The organism is Leptothoe sp. EHU-05/26/07-4 (genome assembly GCF_043421015.1).
Taxonomy (GTDB): Bacteria; Cyanobacteriota; Cyanobacteriia; order Phormidesmidales; family Phormidesmidaceae; genus Leptothoe; species Leptothoe turfae.
Genome location: NZ_JAXSQV010000001.1, coordinates 110,681 through 133,135 on the forward strand (window position 1 = coordinate 110,681; position 22,455 = coordinate 133,135).

The following is a 22,455-nucleotide window of genomic DNA, read 5'->3' on the forward strand; positions in this document are numbered from 1 at the left end:
CTTCGGTGCTACAACCGGTCTTAGCATGCAGCATAACGACAATACTGACACCAACATTCCCGTTGCCGTGAGACGTGCCCCTGCGTCTCCTGTTCGGGTGTTTATTCACACTGGGGAAGTCTCTGGTGATTTACAGGGAGCGTTGCTGGTGGAGGGGCTTAAACGCCAAGCTGCTCAGCAGGGCATTGAGGTGGAAATCAGTGCCATGGGGGGAGACCGCATGGCTGCTGCTGGGGCGAAACTGATTGGTAATACGGTGCCCGTGAGCTCTATCGGCATTTTTGAAGCCTTACCCCATGCTTGGGCAGCGATTAAAATGCAGCGCCAGGCTAAGCAGCATTTACTGGAATCGCCCCCCGATGTAGTCGTGTTGATTGACTACATGGGGCCTAATGTCGCCATTGGGCAGTTCATTCGTCGACAGTTTCCTGCGGTACCGATTACCTATTTCATTGCACCACAGCTGTGGGTCTGGGCCATGATGCCGGGCGATACCGAGAAGATCTTGTCTATTTCTGATCGGGTTTTGGCCATTTTTCCAGGCGAAGCTCGCTACTATCGTGAAAAAGGTGGCCAGGTCTCCTGGGTGGGTCATCCCCTTTTGGATAAATTTGCCGACTATCATCCAGCATCTGAAAAACAACAGGCTCGTCAACAGTTGGGGGTAGGTGGCTCTGATTGTGTTGTTACCCTGTTGCCCGCCTCACGCCCCCAGGAGTTAACCTATGTGCTGCCGATCATGTTGACGGCGGCTCAGCAGATTCAGACCCAAATCCCTCAGATCAAGTTTTTAATCCCGCTGGCTCGGGAAGCCTTTCGTTCAAGGCTAGAAGCGGCACTGAAAGAGTATGGTTTGAAAGGGCAGGTTGTGGCTCAGCAAGAACAGGCCCTGGCCATTGCCGCTGCCGATTTAGCCATTGCTAAGTCAGGCACCGCTAATCTGGAGATCGCCTTGATGGAAGTCCCTCAGGTGGTGATGTATCGGCTGAATCGTTTAACTGCCTGGGTGGCGGAGTTTGTGCTTAAATTTTCGGTGACCTACGTTTCACCTGTAAATCTGGTTAATATGGAGCCGATTGTGCCAGAGTTTGTGCAGTGGGATGCCAAACCTGACACCATTAGCCAAATGGCGCTAAATCTATTGAACAATCCGGATCAGCGTCAAAAAATGGTGGAGGGCTACAGGACAATGCGAAAGCATTTGGGCTCCGTGGGAGTTTGCGATCGCGCCGCCAACGAAATTCTAGCCTTGGCCACCGGCAAGGCAGCTTGTGCTAAAAGATAGTGGCCGATCTGGGACCCGAGCAGGTAACATGCGTCTGAGAAAGCGTAGGGGAGAAAACGAGTGAACATTACTGACTTATTTGCCAGAGGTGGGATAGCCATGTGGCCCCTGCTAGTCCTATCAGTAATTGCCCTCGGCACAATTATTGAGCGTATTTGGTTTTGGTCGCGCATCATTACCCGCGAGCGGGAGATCGCCGGTCGTGTGCTCGAAGCCGCCCGGCGAGAATGGACTGCCGCCACTGAAATTGCTCAACGGGCCCACCGTTTGCCCATGGGGCGTTTTCTCTATGCTGCTTTGAAGCTCAAAGATCAAGATCCTGAAGTGTTTCGTCTGGCCCTAGAAACAGCTGCCAATGAAGAATTAGCCGCTATGCGTCGAGGCGATAAGGTGCTAGAACTCGTGATCGCTGTTTCTCCAATGTTGGGATTGTTAGGTACCGTTTTAGGTTTGATGAATTCCCTTGGGTCACTCAATCTCAATGATTTGGCCATTGGTAGTGCAACCAGTGGTGCTGCTGAAGGTATTGGTCAGTCCTTGATCACCACGGCTACTGGATTGATTATTGCCATTGTTAGCCTGATGTTTTATCGCCTCTTTCAAGGTTTGGTGTTTGGTCAAGCCAAAGTCTTTCGTCAGTCCGGTAGCGAGCTAGAGTTACTTTACCGTCAGGCCTGGTCCCTAAGCGGGGGTAAGCCCAGCGAACTGGGTGCTTCAGTTAATTAAGGTGGAATAGGTTTTGAATTCTGAATTTTAAGTTCAAAACCTGCGGCTTGGGTCGTTCTGATAAAACAGCAATCACCTCAAAATTATTCTTCCCCCCTCCAATCCAATCTCCCCCAACCCCCTGAGCATCGCCATGAAACTAGACCTAGACGATCAACAAAACGGCATTGTCATCGAACTACTTCCCCTGGTCGATGTTGTCTTTTGTATTCTGACCTTCTTTATTTTGGCGGCAGTGGGTAGCCGCCAACAGGCGATTAGTTTAGATCTGCCCAATGCGAATACCGGGTCGGCATTACCGCCTGCGGCCTTAACCACTGGTCGCGATCGCTTATATGTGAGTGTTGACCCCATTGGCCGCATATATCTTGACCAAGACCCCATTTTGGAACAGAACCTCTTGGGGCTTGTGGGTGATTTTTATACAGGTAACCCGGAGGGGATTGTGGTGCTGTATGCAGCCAAAGACTCTCGTTATGACGATGTTGTGCGAGTGCTAGACATCCTGCGGACGGTGGGGGGGAACCGTGTGGCTCTGGCAACGTTACCGCCGGGTACGCAGTCGTCACAAGATACATTGCCTGGTGAACTACCGGCTGATATTCAAGACTTAATCAACGGTTCAGACTCCAGTCTGCCAGGGCGTGAATTACCCAGCGATCCCCTGAATCCATCCACCACTACGCCCATCCCAACAACACCGGGCAGTGCATTACCGGACAGTTCATTACCAGACAGCTCACTCACGCCCAGCAGCCCATCTCCTTTGCCAACCGACGACGAATAACCCTCAAAACGTTTACTCTCACCATTTCTTAAGGAGAACCCACAACGGTTACCCCGTTGTGGGTTCGAAACTATAGCAATCTGCTGAATGCATATCTCCAAAGGAGAGGCTGCGCCAAACTATAAATTTCCCGAAGAGAAATTAGCCCTGACCGGGTCCCATGCCAACGGCACCAGCATAGACGGCTTGTTCTGCTAGCTCGTCTTCAATGCGTAGCAGACGATTGTATTTTGCAACCCGCTCACTACGGCATAGGGAACCTGTTTTAATCTGGCCTGCACGGGTAGCCACTGCCAAATCAGCAATAGTGGTATCTTCAGTCTCACCAGAACGGTGGCTAATCACTGATGTCAGCTTGTTGCGAGTCGCCAAGTCGATGGCTTCCAAGGTTTCAGTCAACGAGCCAATCTGGTTTAACTTGATCAATATGGAGTTAGCGGCCCCCTGATCAATGCCCTTTTGCAAGCGGGTGGGGTTAGTCACAAACAAATCATCGCCCACTAGCTGTACCCGATTGCCCATCTTGGTGGTTAGCGCTTTCCAGCTATCCCAGTCCTCCTCATGGAGACCATCCTCAATGGACACAATGGGGTATTGACTGGCTAGCTTATCGAGATACTCGATGGTCTCCGCCGGAGAGTGAGCCTGACCATCAAAGGTGTACTTACCATCCTTATAGAATTCGCTGGCAGCTACATCCAAAGCCAAGGAAATTTGTTCACCCGGCTTGTACCCTGCTGACTCAATGGCAGCGATCAAAATTTCTAGCGCTTCTTGATTTGAACCCAGATTAGGGGCAAAACCGCCTTCATCCCCCACACCGCCAAGCAAACCTTTTTGATCTAAAACTTTGCTCAAACTAGCAAAAACTTCTGCACCCCAACGCAGAGCTTCTTTAAAGCTGCTAGCACCGCTGGGCACAATCATGAATTCTTGAATGTCTACATTATTATTGGCGTGGGCTCCACCATTGATCACATTCATCAGGGGAACGGGGAGTACGTTGGCTAATGGTCCACCCAGATACCGGTAGAGCGGTAGTCCCAATGCTTGAGCCGCCGCTTTCGCATTGGCCAAAGATACCGCCAGAATAGCGTTGGCACCTAAATTTGCCTTATTGTCTGAGCCATCCAGGGCAATCATGGTGCGATCAATGACCACCTGATCTAAAGCATCTAGACCCATCAGCTCACGAGCAATGGCTTCATGCACATTGTTGACCGCTTTGAGCACCCCCTTACCTCCGTAGCGAGTATCACCATCTCTGAGTTCGTGGGCTTCAAAGGTGCCTGTGGATGCTCCACTGGGGACTTGGGCGAGGCCCACTGCACCCACCGATAAATAAACTTCAGCCTCAATCGTGGGGCGACCCCGAGAGTCCAAGATTTCGCGGGCGCGAATCTCTTCAATAGTGGTTTCGAGTAGGTCAATCATCAAATCTACGCTTCCTTGTGGATTAACTACGGTTAAACGATGGGGGTGTAGGACTCACTGGTCATTATGTCCAATCTTTCAATGCCGATGACGGCTGAACGATTGCACGATAAACAAGCATACGGTGCTATCCTGCATCAACGATAGGGTTGCAGAGCAAAAATGTAAGGAAAAGCACATCAATCTGCCTAGATATACCGGTCTAGGCCATCATAGAAACTAACCAACGCTAGGATTAGAACCAACTGAGCTTAAGGAAAGAAAGGCCATGCGTTTATTGCATACAATGTTGCGGGTTGGCAATTTAGAAAAATCCCTGCAATTCTATTGCGATGTTTTAGGTATGACCCTACTGCGCCAGAAGGACTACCCAGGTGGGAAGTTTACCCTTGCGTTTGTGGGCTATGGCGATGAAAGCGATCATACCGTCATCGAGCTAACCCATAACTGGGGCGTAGAGTCCTACGATCTCGGTGAAGGGTATGGCCATATCGCCCTTGGGGTAGACGATATTTATCAGACCTGCGAAGCGATCAAAGCACGGGGCGGGCAAGTCGTTCGTGAGCCTGGGCCGATGAAGCATGGTTCAACTGTGATTGCGTTTGTGACTGACCCTGATGGCTATAAGGTTGAGTTGATTCAGCTAAAGCAAGGGGCTGAGACTGAGGTGCCAACGGCAGCGGCAACGGTTTGATATAGAGCGGAGAGCGGGAAATAGGCCGTGGGGAATGGGGGGAACCCACTATCAGGTTGAACAACGGCTCCATTTGTTTGAGACTTGCGGGCTTTCTCGTGTCCCCTACTGCCTAGCTCAGCGTCCCCTACTCCCCCAGCGCAGCGAACGCCCCCCACCCCCAATTGATATACTGATTACTCGTTTCCCTGCCGAACCATTTAGACCCCATGCAGCCATCTAATCCTGATAAATTTACCGCTAAGGCATGGGATGCCATTGTTGAAGCTCAAGATGTGGCACGACGTTTTCGTCAGCAATATCTTGAGGTTGAACATGTCATGGTGGCGCTAATTGAGCAGCAGGGGTTGGCGGATACCATTTTGTCCAAAGCGGGTTTGGATCCTGAGCTAGTGCTGCAAGAGTTGGAAGCGTTTGCCCAGCGTCAGGCGCGTGCCAGGGTGTCAGCAGATAGTAGCTTGTATTTGGGGCAAAGTCTGGACCGGATGCTCGATCAGGCAGAGGCAGCTCGTCAACTGCTACAGGACGACATCATTTCTGTTGAGCATGTGCTGCTGGGGTTTGCTGAGGACGAGCGCATTGGTCGACGGCTACTGCGTGGTTTTGAGTTAGATGTATCTGGCATTCGTGCGGCCATTAATCAAGTGCGTGGTAAGCAAAAAGCCACCGGTCAGAACCCGGAGGAGTCTTACGAAGCGTTAGAGAAATATGGTCGCGATTTAACGGAAGAGGCTAAACACGGTAAGCTTGACCCGGTTATTGGCCGTGATGAAGAAATTCGGCGGGTGATTCAGGTTGTTTCACGGCGTACTAAGAACAACCCTGTTTTAATTGGTGAACCCGGTGTGGGTAAAACCGCCATTGCGGAAGGGTTAGCCCAACGTATTGTCAATGGCGATGTGCCCGAATCCCTTAAGGATCGCCAGCTGATTTCCCTGGATATAGGTAGCCTAATTGCTGGAGCTAAATACCGTGGTGAATTTGAAGAACGGCTGCGCTCAGTGCTAAAGGAAGTGGCTGAGTCTGATGGTCAGGTCGTGCTCTTCATTGACGAACTGCATACCGTCGTTGGCGCGGGTGGTGGTAATAGTAATGTGGATGCCGGCAACCTGCTCAAGCCGATTTTGGCACGGGGAGAGCTGCGCTGTATTGGTGCCACGACTCTCGACGAGTATCGTAAGCACATTGAGAAAGATGCGGCCCTAGAGCGACGGTTTCAGCAGGTCTACATTGGTCAGCCTAGTGTGGAAGATGCCATTTCGATTCTGCGTGGTTTAAAAGAACGCTACGAGGCCCATCATGGTGTGAAGATCGTGGATTCGGCGTTGGTGGCTGCAGCGACGCTATCGGATCGTTACATTAGCGATCGCTTTTTACCCGATAAAGCGATCGATCTGATCGATGAGGCGGCTGCCAAGCTCAAAATGGAGATTACGTCCAAACCGGTGGAGTTGGAGACCATTGATCGGCGATTACGGCAGCTAGAAATGGAAAAACTCTCCTTACAAGGGGAAGAGTCCACATCCCGCACATCGAAACAACGGTTATCTCGCATTAATAAAGAGATCGAAAAACTCTCTGTTAAACAACAGAAATTTACGGCACAGTGGCAGTCTGAAAAGCAAGCCCTCGATGCCATTAAGGCATTGAAACAAGAAGAAGATCAGCTGCGGGTACAAGTGGAGCAAGCTGAGCGGGCCTATGATTTGAATCGGGCTGCCCAAATTAAGTATGGACGTTTGGAAGCTGTACAACAGGAGCTGGAGATTTTAGACGGGCAGCTGCAAGAGATGCAGGATAAGGGATCTACTCTGTTGCGTGAACAGGTAAGTGAGGCGGATATTGCCGAGATTGTTGCCAATTGGACGGGGATTCCCGTCAATCGCTTGATGGAAACTGAGCGGCAAAAGCTGTTGCAGTTAGAGGGATATTTGCATCAGCGTGTGGTTGGGCAAAGTGAAGCGGTGACTGCTGTAGCGGCCGCTATTCGCCGGGCCCGCGCAGGCATGAAAGACCCGGGCAGACCCATCGGCTCATTCTTATTTATGGGACCGACAGGGGTGGGTAAGACTGAGTTGGCCCGTGCGTTAGCTGACTGTTTGTTTGATACCGAGGAGGCCCTGGTGCGGGTGGATATGTCGGAGTATATGGAAAAGCATTCCGTCGCTCGACTGATCGGTGCACCGCCTGGATATGTTGGCTATGAAGAAGGTGGGCAGCTATCTGAGGCTGTCAGACGTCATCCCTATTCTGTGGTGCTGCTGGATGAGGTGGAAAAGGCCCACCCCGATGTATTTAATATTTTGCTACAGGTACTCGATGATGGTCGGATTACCGATTCTCAAGGACGAACGGTGGACTTTCGCAACACAGTCATTGTCATGACTAGCAACATTGGTAGCGATCACATTCTTGATGTAGCGGGAGATGAATCGCAGTTTGTAGAAATGCAGGAGCGAGTGCTGGGTGCCCTGCGTGGTCATTTTCGTCCAGAGTTTCTCAATCGTGTGGATGATTTGATTATCTTCCATCCATTGAGTAAAGATGAACTCCGTTCTATTGTGTCGATTCAGCTGAAGCGTCTGTATAAACTCCTGGCAGATCAAAAGATTGCCTTACATGTTTCAGAGTCAGCCATTGATTACGTGGCGGATAAGGGCTACGACCCTGTTTATGGAGCCAGACCGCTGAAGCGGGCGATTCAGCGGGAGTTGGAGAATCCCATCGCTACCAAAATTTTAGAAAATACGTTTGTTGAAGGCTGCAAAGTCGTTATCGATTACATCGAAGACCGTCTCAAGTTTCAGGTTAAAAAAGCTGATGCCTTAGACGACAAGGCTGCTTAGGCGGGTTGATCATAATTTGATAGGTATTAAAAACCCCGATGTCGATAAGGACATCGGGGTTTAAATACTATTAAATGTCAAAATCATGGATCCAATGGCAATAGTAGATGCTGCTTTGCGGTAAATCCTCTGATCTGACTCACTACGTTTGAGTGCCAGGTTAGGAGTTACGACCACCTTCAATTACACACACATCGATGGCATTGGATAACCCTGAATTCACTTGGCTAAGGCTTTCTAACATTGTTAGAACGAACCCTTGGGGGGGGAAGTAGCTTGGGCGCTTAGCATTCATAACCACGGTTTTCACAATGGCGTCTTCTATACTGCCGCCCTCTAGTAACGTGCTGAGTATCCACATAGAAATGTAGTCTGGGGAACATATTCACATAATCTTTGTAAAAGGAGTAAAAAGCATCAGCCAATTGAACTAGATGTATATCCGGTACTTTGACATAAATGTTCATGAATACGAGCGTCGCTGAAGGCCCTTAAATCAAGGGTTTCAGAGGATGACACCAGAGTAAAGGCTTGATGTGTAAGGATTTTTACGGGGATACTTTGCAGAATTGTCCAGGAAAAACTGGGACCCAGATCGGCCTTTTGATCTAAAGATTGAACGGAGAGCTACATAAAAAGATCATATTTGGTGGCTAGATGTTGGAGATTATAGGGGCCTAAAACCATCTTTTTTGCCAGGAAAGTAATGTGCCACTTATTTAAGTTGGTCGCGAGGGCGTCAATAATTGCGATCGCAATGCTATGCAAATGGCTGTCCCTTAAAACTACGGCCTGTCTGAATACTCAAGAGGATTTTGGTTGATGTACGTGTGAACGTATAGTGGGTGAATGTAAAGTTGATGCGAAGGAAACGAGTGTGCCACTTAAACCAACACCCCAAAGGTGGCACATTGGCCGTTGGCAAGGTTGATACGTTAGGAGGGCGTTAGCAACCTGCGATCAATGGCTGAGGTATCAGTCTATTTACCATTAGATTTAAGCTCGTTGTGACGCCCACACATCAGGGGAAATAACCAACGGAGACTTAAGTTCTATATATAGGGAATTTCAAGCAAATGATGACGACAGTAGCCTCACCCCTGACCCAAGATCAAATGCTTGTTGTAGTCGACGAGCCAACGCGGCAGCCAAGTTCCTGGCGTAAGTGGGTGGTAAAAATAGTTTTACAGCCGTTTCTATGGGCTGCCTGGGTACGCTCCAAAGTAATTCTTCGCGAAGATTGGTAAGCTGCTGAGCTACATAAGCTGCTGAGCTACATTTTGGTCACTAAGATTTAGAAAGCTTTGTTGGTAGCAGCTCTAGAATCGTTAACTCACTAAATGCTGCTGATGAAAATGGTCTAGGGGTCTCAGATAGGAGCCCTTAGACCATTTTTTGATGATACTAAGATACTAAAATGGGGGTTGCCGTTTAAATCCCTACTGAATGAGAGCGCACCCTCACCCACGGCGTTGGGCCTCTGTACTGCTAGAGGAGCGACGCAGTTTGCCTCAGACATCAGGTGTTTATGCGGTCATTAAACAGAAGAAAATTTACTACATTGGCTTTTCCAGTAATCTAAATCGAAGATGGCGGGGTAAAGGACATCATCGGTTTGCTCAAGCCGATAAACTCGGGCGTCCTAGCCTGCACTATTTGCCATTGCCCAAGCAAGCTGCACGCACCCTAGAAAAGCGACTCATTTCTGAATACAGTCCGCCATGGAACTATTCAAAGATACCGGCACTGTCTAAGGTCCATTGGCTACAACGGGTGTTGATGGCAGCCACCTGCTTATGGGTGCTATTTATTTCAAGTCATAGCTTGATGTTGGGGGTGATGGCAGCAGCAGTTGCGATCGCTCTATTTCATTGATTCTGTTCATCAAATTCATTGATTCTGTCTATCAAACTAGGGCAAGACTACATTTTTGTTAAAGCTTCTCCAAAGCCAAAGACTATTACGGGGGAGACGGGCGAAATAGTTGTAAAACTAGACCTATTCAGTAGTTTCTAATGCCCGATCGCATTAGGAAAATTACTTCTTATAAGAGTTTAATCATTACCATTAAAGATTAATGAAATCCAGTTGTCTCTCCAGTATTCTTATCGTTGAAGATAATCAAGGCCGAAGAGAGATTGTTCTTGATGATTCTCTCTACTCTCTCGGGCGTGATACTAAATGCGATGTTCGCTTAACGTCACAGTTTGTTAGTCGACACCATGCCACCTTAGTTCAGCTTCCTAAGGAAGATGGGAGTTTGTTTTATCGAATTTTAGATGGCAACCTCCAGGGTAGAGCCAGTGCTAACGGCATGCTAGTCAATGGCCGTAAGCTCGAGTCCCATGATCTGCAAAACGAGGATGAAATTATCTTTGGCCCTCAGGCTCGGGCCGTCTACTATCAGCGCCAGCAAGATACCACCTCAAGCGTTTCATCTGACTCTGTTGCATCAGATGGCTCAACAAAGTCCAATTGGCTCCGTAATCCATACCCACTACTGCCTGAATTGGAGGCAGATGCTGGGTTAGGGGATGTAATTAGGTGTATTCCATAGATCGTTGCAATGGATACTATCTAAATCCGTAAAAACCCGTATGAATAGAGACTAACTAGAAACACCTTCACGCTCTACTGGTGAGGTAACTTAATGTCTCTATCTACAGAACCGAATGTACTCGAAACCTCGGTGGCCGAGGACTATCCGCTCAGTGCGGTACCTAAAACAGCACGTAAACCTTTTTGGTCGCTGTGCTTATTGCTGATGGGATTTGCCCTGACATCGACCACTCTGTTTGCAGGGGGTGCCCTCGGACCGGCATTTAGTGTCCCGCAGCTGATGACCATCATTATCATTGGCAACCTGATTCTCGGCTGCTATTGTGCAGCACTGGGCTACATTGCTTCCCAAAGCGGTCTGACCACGGTACTTATGGCCCGGTTTAGCTTTGGTAACGTGGGCTCTCGCTGGGTAGATTTCATTATGGGCTTTACCCAGATTGGCTGGTATGCCTTTACCACGGCCATTGTGGTGCAGGTGTTATTAGAGCTGTTGGGGGTACCGAACCAGGGCTTTCTGTATATGGTGCTGGTATTGTTTTTTAACTATGCCTTTTGTGCCACTGCCTATGTAGGCTATCGAGCTATTGACTGGCTGAGTCGATTAGCTGTGCCTGCCATGTTGATCTTGGTAGCCCTTAGCTTGTTTCTAGCATTTAGAGACTTTAATGGCACTCTCCCTGAGCCTACGGGTGAGATTAATATGGGAGCTGCCTTGGCCATAGTCATTGGCACCTTTATCTCAGGGGGAACCCAATCCACTAACTGGAGCCGCTTTGCTGATTCTGGTAAAAGTGCCATCATTTCCACATTGAGCGCCTTTATGGTGGTCAATGGCATTTTGGTGTTTGCAGGCGCATTTTGCACCCTGGTCTATGGGTCAGAAGATTTGATCAAGGCGATGGCGACCCAGGGCATTTTGGCAGGCGGTGTGATTCTTTTAATCCTTAACGTTTGGACCACTCAAGACAACACCATCTATGCCTTTTCAGTGGCAGGGGCCAATATGTTCCGCACTCGCAAACGTCATGGGTTTGTACTGGGTGGGGCAACATTAGCACTGGCTTTTACTCTTTCTGGTATTTACGAGCTATTACCCCAATATCTGATTTTTCTGGGTACTGTGATTCCCCCCGTAGGCGGCATCATTATGGTGGACTTCTGGCTGCGCCATGGGGGCCGTTTTCCTAAGCTGTCATCCCGTTTACCTGCCTTTAACTGGACCGGTGTGATCGCCTATGTAATCGGGTCTATTGTGGCCTACGTGACGGGTAATGCTGGTATAGGCATTGGTCCAGTCAATGGAATTGTGACTGCAGCTGTGCTTTACGGTATTTTGTGCCGGGTACTGCGGTAGTCGCAAGACAGTGCCCCAAAAAGACAATGCCCCGAAAAGAGAAGAGTCACCTTTTCCTGAGTACTCCTCAAAGTCCTTCTCCCCCAGGGAGAAGGATTTAGGATGAGGGCTAAAATCCTACGGGAGACCTTACCAGTAGGGACTATCTTTATGCAGCCAAACGACCTAGAGATAGACAAAATCGATCATTGCTTACTTCGAGAAGAAGCTATCCTTCTTGCGCACAAACAAGTCTGTAAAGAACGAGATCACCGTGCGCTTCTCGGTCTTAATATTGACATTGAGCGACATACCAGACCGTAGCGTATAGGTCTCACCTCTGGATTCCAATACCTGGGACTTAAGCTGAATCTCAGCTGGGAATCGGTAGAACGGATATATTTCATCAGGAGGTAAAGCATCTGAGCCGATACTGACCAAGTGGCCGTCAATGTCGCCATATTCGCTGTAGGTAAAGGCATCGATTCTGACATCCACTGGCTTGCATTCAGCTTCGATCCCGGCTTGGTCTTCTGCCCGGACGGCGGTACGGCAATCATCCGTCAACTGTACAAAGCCAATGTCCTTATTGGGGATAAAGACGCGGGCAGTCAGGTTATCTTGAGGAACAATTTCTAGAATCGGCTCGGTTGAATTGGCCGCATACCCTGGTTGGTTGGCTTTTAAATTAAATACCTCACCACTGACAGGAGCCGTCAGTTCGCGGAACTGTAGTTGCTCTTCCAGTTGGGCAATGCGGCTGCCTAGCTCCTGACGCTGGGTCTCGTTTTGCAAGACGGTTTGCCCTAAATCACTGTCAATCGATGAAATCCGCTCGCGGTTATTGCGGATCTGATCGCGGCGGCTGCGCTCAAATTCGAACTCGGCCCGCTCAATTTCGGCTTCAGCTTGATTAATTTGGGCATCAAGACGGCTAATTTCATCTTTGAGAGTACTGACTCGAGTAATCCGAGTGCTGACTTCCTGCTCTTGTTGCAATCGGCTTAGTTCGGCTACGGCTCCTTCTTTTTCTAGCCACTGTAATCGGCTGAGAATTTCTTCGTTCGTGTCCAAGTCATTTTCAGCGTTGACCAGTTCGGAACGAGCCTGGCTGAGACGAGCTTTGAGGTCTTTAATTTGCTCTTGGTTTTGGGTTTGCCGTGCTTGGGATTCCCCGATGGCACTGCTAACGTCTGCCGCAGCCTCGGCGGATAAACCACTGGTATCGCCATCAATTTGAGCTTGATAGATACGATTGCTAGCTTCTAGCTGATTTCTTTCTTCTAGTCGCTGCTGTAGATCGTTCGCTGTCATGCCACTGACTGCTTCTCCATTACCATTGCCATTCTGGGACCGATAAATTTCAGTTTGGTCGGCGAGGTAGCCACGAATGCGTAATAAAGAATCTAGTTCAGCTTTGGCCGCTGATTGGTTGAAGGTAATGAGCACATCACCTTTTTCTACCAGGTCACCTTCTTTTACGTGAATTGTTTCGATGACCCCACCGCTGGGGGTTTGTACGGGCTGCACCACACCCACGGGTTCTAACTTGCCTTGGGCGGGAATGGTTTCTTCTACCTTGGCTAAAAAGGCCCAGAGTACACTGATGCTGGTGACACCAAGGATGGCCCACACAATTGCCCGTGACCACAGGGGCGATTGACGTAAGATAACGGGCTGATCAAAAGGCTGGGCCTGACTGCTGGGAGCATTCGGGACACCGCTGTTGGGTATTTGTTGAGATGTCATTTAACTAACCGTTCCCTTGTTGCTGGTGTAGACAGTAGTAGCGCCCTTTGAGAGCAAGAAGCTCGTTGTGGGTACCTTCTTCAACGATAGAGCCCTGGTCCATGACTAGGATGTTATCGGCTGTCCGTAATGCCCCTAGTCGGTGGGTGATAAAGAAGACTGTACGGCCTTTAGACCATTTCATCAGGTTAGTGGAGACCTGGGCCTCGGTGTCATAGTCCAGGGCACTGGTGGCCTCGTCCAAAATTAATAGACGGGGATTTTGCAGAATTGTGCGTGCGATCGCAATCCGCTGCCGCTGTCCCCCCGATAAGGAAGACCCCCGCTCACCCACCCGAGTGTTGTATCCCACCGGTAGACCCATAATGAAATCATGGCAGCAGGCAATCTTGGCAACTTGAATCACCTCTTCGGTCGTGGCTTCCGGATTTGTCAGGGCAATATTTTCCTGAATGGTGCCCTCAAACAGCAGACTATCCTGGGGCACAATACCCACCTGCCGACGCAACGAGTACAGCTCAACCTTGTTGATGTCGTAGTTATCAATCAAGATCCGGCCTGAGTTGGGTTCATAAAGTCTGGGCAATAGCTTCATCATGGTACTTTTACCCGAACCACTCTGACCCACTAAGCCGACAAACTGCCCCACCGGAAACTCCACATTAATATTAGATAGCTGGAGCGGACCCGATGCGCCGAATCGGAAGGAGAGATTCTCATAGCGAACATGGCCTTTGATATCCGGCATGGGAATCTGGCTACGCTGCTCTTCCTCTTGCTCCTGGGGATGATCGATAATGTCGCTCAAACGCTCTAAGGACAAGGCAGTTTCTTGGAAGTTCTGCCATAGCTGAGTCAGACGGAGCAGGGGCTGGGTTACGTAGCCTGCAATGATTCGGAAGGCGATTAATTCACCTAGGGTCAAATCACCTTCGAGCACCAAAAATGCACCAAACCAGAGGACGAGCAAACCCGAAATTTTATTGAGGAAGTTACTAGCTGAGCTGGCAGTGGTGGATGTGAGTACCGTCTTAAAGCCATCGCTGACATAGCGGCTGTAGCGATCCTGCCATTTCCAACGGGTGTTGAGCTCAATGTTTTGGGCCTTAACCGTTTGAATACCCGATAGCGCCTCCACCAAGAACGATTGGGTCTTAGCATTTTGCTCTGCCTTAGCCCGTAGCTGACGGCGCACAATGGGTGAAACAAAAAACGTGAGACCTAAAAATAGAGGAATGGTTGCCAGGGACACCACCGTCAGCTTGATGCTGTAGATCAGCATCACGATGATGTACACCACCGAGAAAACTGCATCCAACACTACGGTTAGAGCGGTACCGGTGAGAAACTGCCGGATATTTTCCAACTCGTTAACACGGCTGGACAGTTCACCCACAGGCCGCCGGTCAAAGTATTTGAGTGGCAACCTCAGTAAGTGATCAATGGTTTGAGATGCCAGGGTCATGTCGATCCGGTTAGTGGTATCGACAAACAGATAGGTGCGCAGACTGCCTAGAATCGCCTCGAACACGGCCACAATCACCAGGAAAATTCCCAGCACATGGAGCGTATCGACACTTTGCTGCACAATTACCCGGTCAATAATCACCTGAATCATCAGGGGATTAGCCAGTCCAAAGATTTGATAGAAGAATGAGGCGGCTAGGACCTCGATCAAAATCCACTTGTACTTCTGTAGGGAGGGGGCAAACCAGGACAGACCAAAACGCTGCTGGGGTGTTTGGGCCGTGGTTTCTAGCAGCAGTACTTCCCCCTCTTGCCCCCAAATTTCCTCAAAGGCCTGGGGAGAATGGTGGACGATTTCCCGATCTTCAGGGCAGCCGATGACGTATTTCTTCGCTGAGGTTTCATATAGCAGGGCGTAGCTATCGCGCCACTTGATCAGCGCTAACTTTGGCAGTCGTCCAATGGCACTGGCGGGTACCTTAGCCAACTGGGGTTTTAGGCCCAACATGTCAGCCACGGCTCCGCAGGATGCTAGTGACACCTGACCCAAACGAGCCTTTTGGTTAACCAGGACTCGGCGTACCACATCTTTTTTAAAGGGCATGCCAAAATGTTTGGACAACATTTCAAAGCATGCAATTAAGGCGTCGATTTCGCCACGAGCGCGAATGTGGGGATAGGTCTGATTGCGGCGGCTGGGCTCTGTTTCTGGACCCAGGTCTTGGGGGAGCGCATCGGCGTAGGGAATCGCTGTAGCCGTTGTTTCAGCCTCCCAGGGATCATCTTCGACGATTTCTGCTGCCTTGGTTTCAACCTGGGCCGCAATCATGGCATGGGGAATCCCCAGCAGGCGAGCACCATTGGCACTTTGCACTTCGGTGGAGGCCATGGTGGGGCTCAGCTGGCCACCCTGCTCATGGAAGGCAACGTTGCCCCGACTAATGAACCAAAGATTTTGGCTGTCAAGGTCGCTGTGCTTTAAGGGACCGGCGGGGACTTCTTTAACGGAAACACCTGACGCTTGAATGTTTGCCGTGAGTTCAGCTATATCACCGGCATTATGGGCCTGCTTCTCAAAGTATTTGCTGAGGATTTCAAACAGCTCTGCCAAATAGCAATGATTTTGAATGGCGTTGCCAAAGTTGGGATGGTCATGAACCAGCTGTTTAATAGCAGCCACAGGGATCGCCACGGCCACAATTTCGGTGGATGCGATCGCACTCTCACAGGCGACCCCACGAGCTGGGCCTGCCAGACCCAAAATATCTCCTGGACCCAAGAGTTTTAGCGTAATTGGATTTTTAGTATAGGGGTCGTATCCCAGCAGGCGCACCTGTCCTTCTTTAATGAGGACAACCTGATGCGGCATGGTTTCCCGTCTGAGGATGGGCTGACCCATGCGATAGCGCAACAGTTGGCTGTTGTCAGCCAAATCCTGTAGCACCTTTGCAGGCAACTGGTCAAAAGGCCTAGTGTCGCTTAGCTGTTGATGGATAGGACTAGCGGTATAAGTCATAATTTAATACGAACTCTGCGTGCGTAAGCAGCTGATGCCTCAATCTAAAAGGGGTTCGACGGCTGTAGACTGCGTAGTTTCTTGGAGCCATTTTTTAAAAAGCTCATCCAAGAGGCGCTGCCGCATGGACTCATCAAACTGTGCGGGTACAAACTTCTCTAGCCGAGTAATCACGTACCATTCGCCGATGGGGGTGGGGGACCACAACTGTCCAGGATGGCTCACAGAAAGCATCCGGCCAATCATTGGATGGGGCACGCTCAGCTCAACAGGTCCAATTAACCCTCCTGTTTGAGCTTCTTGACCTTCAGAATAATGTCGAGCTAAATCCGCAAAGGAACCCCCATCGTCATTGAGGCGGAAGTAGAGCTCTTGGGCAAGGCTGGGATCCTTAGTGCGAATCAATGAATAGAGCACCCGATCTAAATTAATCTTGCGCTCTAAAAAGTAAGACTCGGTCTGATTCCCCCAGGTATCTTCCTTAAATTTGGCAATTTTGGCCTCTCGTAAAGCCAGCATATAAGCCTGTTCTTGAGTCAGGTTATTTTGATCTTGCCATGTTTGTTGCTGCTCCTCAGTGAGCAAGTTCCGTTGACTACAAAATTTTTTATAGGCTGCTTCGGGCTCACATTCAATGTCCTCTATCGCCTGGTCTACGACTACTTCCTGCACTAGTCTGGGCAAAAGCTGATGTTGATGTAACTGCTCTAGCAGCGTACGAATATCAAGTTCTGATTTACCAATTTTCAAAACTGCTGCCATGATTAAAACCCTGATGGACTAAGCGCTGTATCATTGTGTCTGACTGGTAAGTGTACGAAATTAAGTCAATAGGCGGTGGTTTCAATAATGAATCTGTATGGACTAGCAGCTTAAAACTAGCATCAGAGAAAATTCCCATTGCTGAGACCATTCCAAACTATCACCCGCAAAAATTATCGCGGTCGTTATTTTATAGATTTGAGATAATTTTATAGATTAGTAAAACAGGAATTTGATTAAGCTGTTTCATTAAAATCACGTAATAATCATCTACTCAATAGAATGTATTGATTAGGTATGGAGAGAGAGCCAGTCCTGGCAGGGATATAGAGCTACGGAAGTCAGACATATACAATAAGTTCATATTAAATTTAGCTTCACTCCAGCAGACCATGGGCTGATGGGTGCATTTAACTAGTTCTTCACAAAGAGGTTTTTTATTCCGGTTGTTTTTCCGTACATTTATGCCACTGATCCCTGAATCGATAGTCTATTTGAGCCCAGTGAATATTTTAATTCGTATTGAATTCTTAACGATCATCATAATTTCTCGATAATTATTGATTAATTGGGCACAGTTGAGCTTTTATGATTATCTGCAGCTCTTATACGGAATTTTTTATCGCCATTGAGGCACAGGTTTATTTTCGCTATGCAACAGCAACAAGATAGAACGCTGATAGTCATTACCCTGGCTGGCCTTGGGCTGATAGCTGGGATATTTGGGTTGGCCGCATGGATGGTGGGCGGTCGGAGTGGTTCTAGCCCGGTGGTCCGGTCCAACGATGGCAGCAGTGATGTCAGTGCTGTGTCTGCTGCCGATTCAGGTCAGTTAGGCGGTGCCGAGAATGTACCTCAGGGGTTATATAGCTATGGTGGCAGTACCACCTGGATTCCAGTGCACGCATCCGTCAATGCAGCCATTACTAATGCTTTTCCAGATTTTCAGTTGAGATATACATTGCCGTCTACCGATGCACCTGGCTCAGGCACTGGCATCAAGATGCTTTTAGATGGCCAATTATCCTTTTCAGAATCGTCTCGGCCATTAAAAGAAGAGGAGTACCAAGCAGCTCAACAGCGCGGTTTTAGTCTGGAGCAAATTCCAGCTGCCATCGATGGAATTGCCCTGGCGGTTCACCCAGACCTTAACTTAGAGAAGGGACTGACAATTGAACAAATTCAATCAATCTACACGGGTGCCGTGGCCAATTGGTCGGAAGTGGGCGGTCCTGATCTACCCATTAAGGCCTATAGTCGCTCGCCAGAGGCGGCAGGGACAGCCAAGTATTTCTTAGAGTCAGTCATCAATGCAGATGCCTATGGTGAGAACGTTGTCTTTGTGGGGGATACCACTGCAGGTTTGCGCCAGGTGCTGGGTGATAGAGGGGGCATTTACTATGCTTCAGCTCCTGAAATCGTTAACCAGTGTTCAATTTATGCCATTCCGGTTGCATCCCAAGAGCAGCCTGATAATTTTATTCCGCCATTTGCCGCACCCTGGCGAACTGGTAAGGCTTGTCTAAATAGTGCCAATACAGTTAATCAAGAAGGATTCCGTAATGGCAACTACCCGTTGACCCGGCGTCTATTTGTGATTGTTAAGGCTGATGGTGGCACCGATGAAACCGCTGGGCGTGCCTACGTGAATATGCTGCTATCGTCTGAGGGGCAAACATTGATTGAGCAGGCGGGCTTTGTTCCTGTACGTTAAGACCTATCCAGCTTACAAATTTTGTCAGTCAGAAGAGCTGGAATCAGCCACAGTTGTCGAATGCAGCGCATTACCATTAGTTCAGCCCAACGGGTGGATAATACTAATATTTTTCAACTGACCGATGAGCAAATTCATTATCTACAGCGGGTGCTGCGATTAAAGTCTGGCGATCTGTTTATTGCCCAGGATGGAGAGGGGCAACAATGGCAGAGTCAGTTAACGGACATCTCAGGGGAGGCCCAAATTCTCTCCACACTGGTGACAGCGACTCGACCCGCAACACTAGAGTTGGCGGCAGCTCTTCCCAAATCAGGGTTTGATGATGTGGTGCGTCAAGCCACGGAGTTAGGTGTAACAGATATTCAACCCCTACTGAGCGATCGCACCCTGCTTAACCCCAGTCCTAAAAAGCTGGTGCGTTGGCAGAGGATCGCTCAGGAAGCTTCTGAACAATGCGAACGTGGCTATGTACCTAGGCTTGAGCCACCTATCAAGTTTGCTGAATGGATCAAAGCCGGACCCGTGTCCGTAGGGAACTATTTCTGTGCTGCTAGGGTCAATGCACCTGGGCTATTGCCTTGTGTGCGGACACTTTTGACCGATTCTCCTCAGCAATCGATTCGAGTGGTGGTTGGTCCGGAGGGGGGCTGGACGTCTGAGGAGATCGCGGTTGCGATCGCGCATGGCTACCAAGAAGTTTCTCTTGGATCCGGGATATTACGCGCAACAACAGCTTCGCTTACCGCCTTAGCGATTATCTCATCTGTTAGAGAGCAGTTGATATAAACAAATCTCGCGTATTTGTCCGGATGGCCTGCTGTCGTAACCTTGGCTAATTTGGAAAAAAATTCAAACGATTTAGGTGAGTATTATCAACTTTACCTGCGTTTGGATATGGGGTTTAGTGTTTATTCAATCGATCACCATGCATAGTTCAGCTAATCAGGAACACGTATTTTCAGGATTTCATGCGCTATCAGAACCAATTCGCATTCAAGTATTAGAGCTTCTACGCGAAGGAGAGTTTTGTGTTGGCGATATGTGTGAACGTCTCAGTATCGCTCAGTCGAAACTGTCTTTCCACCTCAAAACGCTTAAACAGGCGGGACTTGTGACCGCTCGTCAGCAGGGGCGCTGGATGTACTATAGTCTCAATCCTGAGCAGTTCAATATTTTGGAGACCTATCTCTCTAATTATTAGCCTGCTAAATTAGTTCCCTGTCAAAAAAAGACTCATATTCAAGATAAACAATCCTAATTACTGATTTCCGTGGGGAACAAAACCGTACTGTCAACCTTGACAGTACGGTTTTGTTGCCTCAGTTAGGCCTACACTGGATGGCGGTGTGTCTGACTCGGTTCCCATGGAGAGTACTGCATTTACCTTTCCTGCCGCCATCATTTTTGATATGGATGGCCTCATGTTGAACAGCGAGATCATCTTCCATAAAGCTTGGCAGGATGAGTTAATGCACCTGGGTTATGGCGCTATTGATGAGGCCGCTTATCTACAGCTGGTTGGCTGTAGTAACGATTTAGCTGAGCAAATGTTGCTACAGCTATTGGGCACTGAGTTTCCTGTTGATCAATTTCGTACTGGCTGGATGACTCGATGGGAAATCCTTGCGGCCCAAGGTATCCCGATTAAGCCGGGGTTAGACCCCCTCTTAAACTGGCTAGATGAGATTGGCTTACCAAAAGCCGTCGGTACGTCTAGTAGTGACCGTGAAGCCCAATTGAGTTTGCAAAGTACAGGGCTTTGGTCAAGATTTAATGCCATCGTCACCGTAGATAACGCTGGAGTAGGCAAACCAGAACCAGATATCTTTTTGGCTGCAGCCAGGTCGCTAAATATACCTCCATCCCGCTGCCTGGTTTTGGAAGATTCTAACGCTGGGGTGCAGGCTGCCATTACCGCTGGTATGGAGGTCATTATGGTGCCAGATTTGCAAACGCCTACGGACTATTCAAAAAAGCACGCCTTAGCCACTGTTTCCTCACTGCATGAGGTTTTATCTTATCTACAAAATATAGCTTAGCGCCCGTAGTTCACAGTGCCAGGTATTGCTGAAAGCTATACATAGAAAAAGCTATGGGCGCAGCAGCCTGCTGTTGGCGTAGCCTCTCCTTGGGCGATATGCATTCAGCAGGTTGCTATAGTTGGCAAGCTTTCAACAATTAACCGTTCTCTTGATCCTGCCAGCTCAGCTGGCAAGTGACCGAATTTCCCTGGTTGCTAACGTCTAGTTTGCCACTTGTTAAAGTATGAAAGATTTCTTTAAGGTGTGTAATCTTTTTGACATCTAAGGATTTTGCATTTTGAGGCTGGCCACCCCTGTGGGTCAATGTGAGGGTGCGAGAATTTTGCTGATGGTCTAGCGCTATGTCTAGTCGTTGTTCGTCGCTGTCGTCGCCATTGGGTAACAGCTCTAGAATTCTGATGGTGATTGAGAGAATTATTTGATTGTTATTAAGGGATGAATCCGTCCAGCTAGGGGAGTTTTTTAGCTGGACTATGAGCCCAGGATGGGTTTGTTGCCAGTGAGTCACGATAAACTGGAGCGCCAGTGGCAGGCTATCTGTTATAAATGGCGGCGATAGTTGATTACTGAGCTGTTCTAAGCTTTGATAAAGTGCTTGCAATCGCCCTAGCCACTGTTCAGCCTGCGCTACATCGGTCTGATTACTGTTCTTTCCTATGAGGGTATTTTCCAAATAACGTCGAAAGGCGAATGTTTGTTGCAATACATCGTCTCGAATAGATTCTGCTTGGTTATGCAGTTGAGATGCTTGCGCCCCATGCCACCACAGCCATGCCTGTTGCTGGTTTGCCTGTCGCTGCTTAGCAAAATAGAGGGTGGTTGTCCACCCGAGCATTGTTATTATTGCTACCCCTAACCATAAGGTATTCACAGGAAATCAGCCCATTGGATACGCTCAATGTGCTGCCTGATTCGTCCTCAACCATCTGGTGTAGAACGCTGGCAATTTTCACATTGGGGCCAAGTTTAGCCTTTCTTGAAGGTGGCCGTGTTGCAGTTTTCTGCCATCTAAATCACACCTTTGATCATAGTTTTGTGGAATCTGGCAAAACGTTATCCCGCAATCGGGCTACCGTGGTGGTGCACCAGATACCATTGGCCACCCATACGCTCAAAGGTGTTTGTTGCCATCGATTTAGCTTCTAACCGTCGACTACCAGCAACTTGCATCACGTTTTCTACTAAAACCACATAGGCCAGATCGCCTGAGGTTTCTACGGAAATTACATCCAGATCAATTTCCAGGTAGCGAGTCGCCTTAAATATTTGCATCCAGGATTGTCGAATGGTTTCCCAGCCTTTAATAGCCTTACGACCTGGATGAATACAAAGGCTGCCAATGCCTTTAGAACAAACTGCCTCCATAGCCTCAATATCCTTTTTCTCAAAGGCGCGATAAAACGCGTGATTGGCTTCCAGAACCGCAGTTTGATCGTTTGACATTGGACACATAAATCACAATTTCTGGATTCTAATGCAATTCTGGCCAAGATTTATGTACATACAATGCTCTGTCAATGCTCTGTCAATGCTCT

The 22,455-nt window shown here is 48.8% G+C and carries 20 protein-coding genes; 13 read left to right on the plus strand and 7 right to left on the minus strand.

Going from position 1 to position 22,455, the window contains the following annotated elements:
• The first annotated feature begins 25 nt into the window (after positions 1–25).
• The 3 genes from lpxB (at position 26) to U2F10_RS00550 (ending at position 2,798) form a co-directional block, all read left to right on the plus strand.
• Positions 26–1,285 (plus strand): lipid-A-disaccharide synthase, encoded by a 1,260-nt coding sequence (lpxB, locus tag U2F10_RS00540; protein ID WP_163659623.1) that lies wholly within the window; start codon positions 26–28, stop codon positions 1,283–1,285.
• A gap of 60 nt (positions 1,286–1,345) precedes the next feature.
• Positions 1,346–2,011, plus strand: coding sequence for a MotA/TolQ/ExbB proton channel family protein (locus U2F10_RS00545; RefSeq protein ID WP_163701158.1), 666 nt, complete (start codon positions 1,346–1,348; stop codon positions 2,009–2,011).
• A 133-nt stretch (positions 2,012–2,144) separates the two neighbouring features.
• A complete protein-coding gene (locus tag U2F10_RS00550) occupies positions 2,145–2,798 on the plus strand; it encodes an ExbD/TolR family protein (protein WP_163659627.1) in 654 nt (217 codons plus the stop codon).
• A 141-nt stretch (positions 2,799–2,939) separates the two neighbouring features.
• Here the strand turns inward: U2F10_RS00550 and eno are convergent, their stop codons facing one another.
• Positions 2,940–4,232: a phosphopyruvate hydratase gene (gene eno, locus U2F10_RS00555; RefSeq protein ID WP_163659629.1), complete on the minus strand. Its 1,293-nt coding sequence runs from the start codon at positions 4,230–4,232 to the stop codon at positions 2,940–2,942.
• Positions 4,233–4,500: 268 nt separating this feature from the next.
• Here eno and gloA point away from each other — a divergent pair, with 268 nt between their 5' ends.
• Together gloA and clpB are read left to right on the plus strand one after the other, a co-directional pair.
• On the plus strand, positions 4,501–4,926 hold the full coding sequence (gene gloA, locus U2F10_RS00560; protein ID WP_163659630.1) for a lactoylglutathione lyase: 426 nt from the start codon (positions 4,501–4,503) through the stop codon (positions 4,924–4,926).
• Positions 4,927–5,135: 209 nt separating this feature from the next.
• Positions 5,136–7,772: an ATP-dependent chaperone ClpB gene (gene clpB, locus U2F10_RS00565; RefSeq protein WP_163659632.1), complete on the plus strand. Its 2,637-nt coding sequence runs from the start codon at positions 5,136–5,138 to the stop codon at positions 7,770–7,772.
• A gap of 160 nt (positions 7,773–7,932) precedes the next feature.
• Here clpB and U2F10_RS00570 read toward each other — a convergent pair whose 3' ends face one another.
• Complete coding sequence (locus U2F10_RS00570) at positions 7,933–8,133, minus strand: hypothetical protein (RefSeq protein ID WP_163699299.1); 201 nt, start codon at positions 8,131–8,133, stop codon at positions 7,933–7,935.
• A gap of 715 nt (positions 8,134–8,848) precedes the next feature.
• Here U2F10_RS00570 and U2F10_RS00575 point away from each other — a divergent pair.
• The 4 genes from U2F10_RS00575 (at position 8,849) to codB (ending at position 11,688) form a co-directional block, all read left to right on the plus strand.
• Positions 8,849–9,019 carry a hypothetical protein gene (locus U2F10_RS00575; RefSeq protein WP_156828462.1) on the plus strand — a complete coding sequence of 57 codons (171 nt, stop codon included), beginning with the start codon at positions 8,849–8,851 and terminating at the stop codon, positions 9,017–9,019.
• Between the two features lie 199 nt (positions 9,020–9,218).
• Positions 9,219–9,647 carry a GIY-YIG nuclease family protein gene (locus tag U2F10_RS00580; protein ID WP_163698928.1) on the plus strand — a complete coding sequence of 143 codons (429 nt, stop codon included), beginning with the start codon at positions 9,219–9,221 and terminating at the stop codon, positions 9,645–9,647.
• A gap of 202 nt (positions 9,648–9,849) precedes the next feature.
• A complete protein-coding gene (locus tag U2F10_RS00585) occupies positions 9,850–10,329 on the plus strand; it encodes an FHA domain-containing protein (RefSeq protein ID WP_499870158.1) in 480 nt (159 codons plus the stop codon).
• A gap of 93 nt (positions 10,330–10,422) precedes the next feature.
• Positions 10,423–11,688: a cytosine permease gene (codB, locus tag U2F10_RS00590; RefSeq protein ID WP_499870159.1), complete on the plus strand. Its 1,266-nt coding sequence runs from the start codon at positions 10,423–10,425 to the stop codon at positions 11,686–11,688.
• Positions 11,689–11,880: 192 nt separating this feature from the next.
• On the opposite strand, the gene U2F10_RS00595 is transcribed toward codB, so the two are convergent.
• Genes U2F10_RS00595 through U2F10_RS00605 form a run of 3 tightly spaced genes read right to left on the minus strand, consistent with a single transcriptional unit; the run spans position 11,881 to position 17,161 of the window.
• A complete protein-coding gene (locus U2F10_RS00595; protein ID WP_163659641.1) occupies positions 11,881–13,416 on the minus strand; it encodes a beta-barrel domain-containing protein in 1,536 nt (511 codons plus the stop codon).
• A 4-nt stretch (positions 13,417–13,420) separates the two neighbouring features.
• A complete protein-coding gene (locus U2F10_RS00600; RefSeq protein ID WP_499870160.1) occupies positions 13,421–16,399 on the minus strand; it encodes a peptidase domain-containing ABC transporter in 2,979 nt (992 codons plus the stop codon).
• Positions 16,400–16,438: 39 nt separating this feature from the next.
• Positions 16,439–17,161 carry a peptidylprolyl isomerase gene (locus U2F10_RS00605; protein ID WP_499061476.1) on the minus strand — a complete coding sequence of 241 codons (723 nt, stop codon included), beginning with the start codon at positions 17,159–17,161 and terminating at the stop codon, positions 16,439–16,441.
• Positions 17,162–17,813: 652 nt separating this feature from the next.
• Between U2F10_RS00605 and U2F10_RS00610 the strand changes: the two genes are divergently transcribed.
• The 4 genes from U2F10_RS00610 (at position 17,814) to U2F10_RS00625 (ending at position 20,917) form a co-directional block, all read left to right on the plus strand.
• Positions 17,814–18,875 (plus strand): PstS family phosphate ABC transporter substrate-binding protein, encoded by a 1,062-nt coding sequence (locus U2F10_RS00610; protein ID WP_499870162.1) that lies wholly within the window; start codon positions 17,814–17,816, stop codon positions 18,873–18,875.
• 60 nt (positions 18,876–18,935) lie between these two features.
• The gene (locus U2F10_RS00615) at positions 18,936–19,664 is read left to right on the plus strand and encodes a 16S rRNA (uracil(1498)-N(3))-methyltransferase (protein WP_163659649.1); all 729 of its coding nucleotides are present in this window, start codon (positions 18,936–18,938) and stop codon (positions 19,662–19,664) included.
• Positions 19,665–19,803: 139 nt separating this feature from the next.
• Positions 19,804–20,079 (plus strand): ArsR/SmtB family transcription factor, encoded by a 276-nt coding sequence (locus tag U2F10_RS00620; RefSeq protein WP_006518885.1) that lies wholly within the window; start codon positions 19,804–19,806, stop codon positions 20,077–20,079.
• A gap of 163 nt (positions 20,080–20,242) precedes the next feature.
• On the plus strand, positions 20,243–20,917 hold the full coding sequence (locus U2F10_RS00625) for an HAD family hydrolase (RefSeq protein WP_499870163.1): 675 nt from the start codon (positions 20,243–20,245) through the stop codon (positions 20,915–20,917).
• A 139-nt stretch (positions 20,918–21,056) separates the two neighbouring features.
• Here the strand turns inward: U2F10_RS00625 and U2F10_RS00630 are convergent, their stop codons facing one another.
• Both U2F10_RS00630 and U2F10_RS00635 read right to left on the minus strand, forming a co-directional pair.
• A complete protein-coding gene (locus U2F10_RS00630) occupies positions 21,057–21,755 on the minus strand; it encodes a hypothetical protein (RefSeq protein ID WP_163659652.1) in 699 nt (232 codons plus the stop codon).
• 218 nt (positions 21,756–21,973) lie between these two features.
• Positions 21,974–22,363: a nuclear transport factor 2 family protein gene (locus U2F10_RS00635; RefSeq protein ID WP_163659654.1), complete on the minus strand. Its 390-nt coding sequence runs from the start codon at positions 22,361–22,363 to the stop codon at positions 21,974–21,976.
• Positions 22,364–22,455 lie beyond the last annotated feature (92 nt).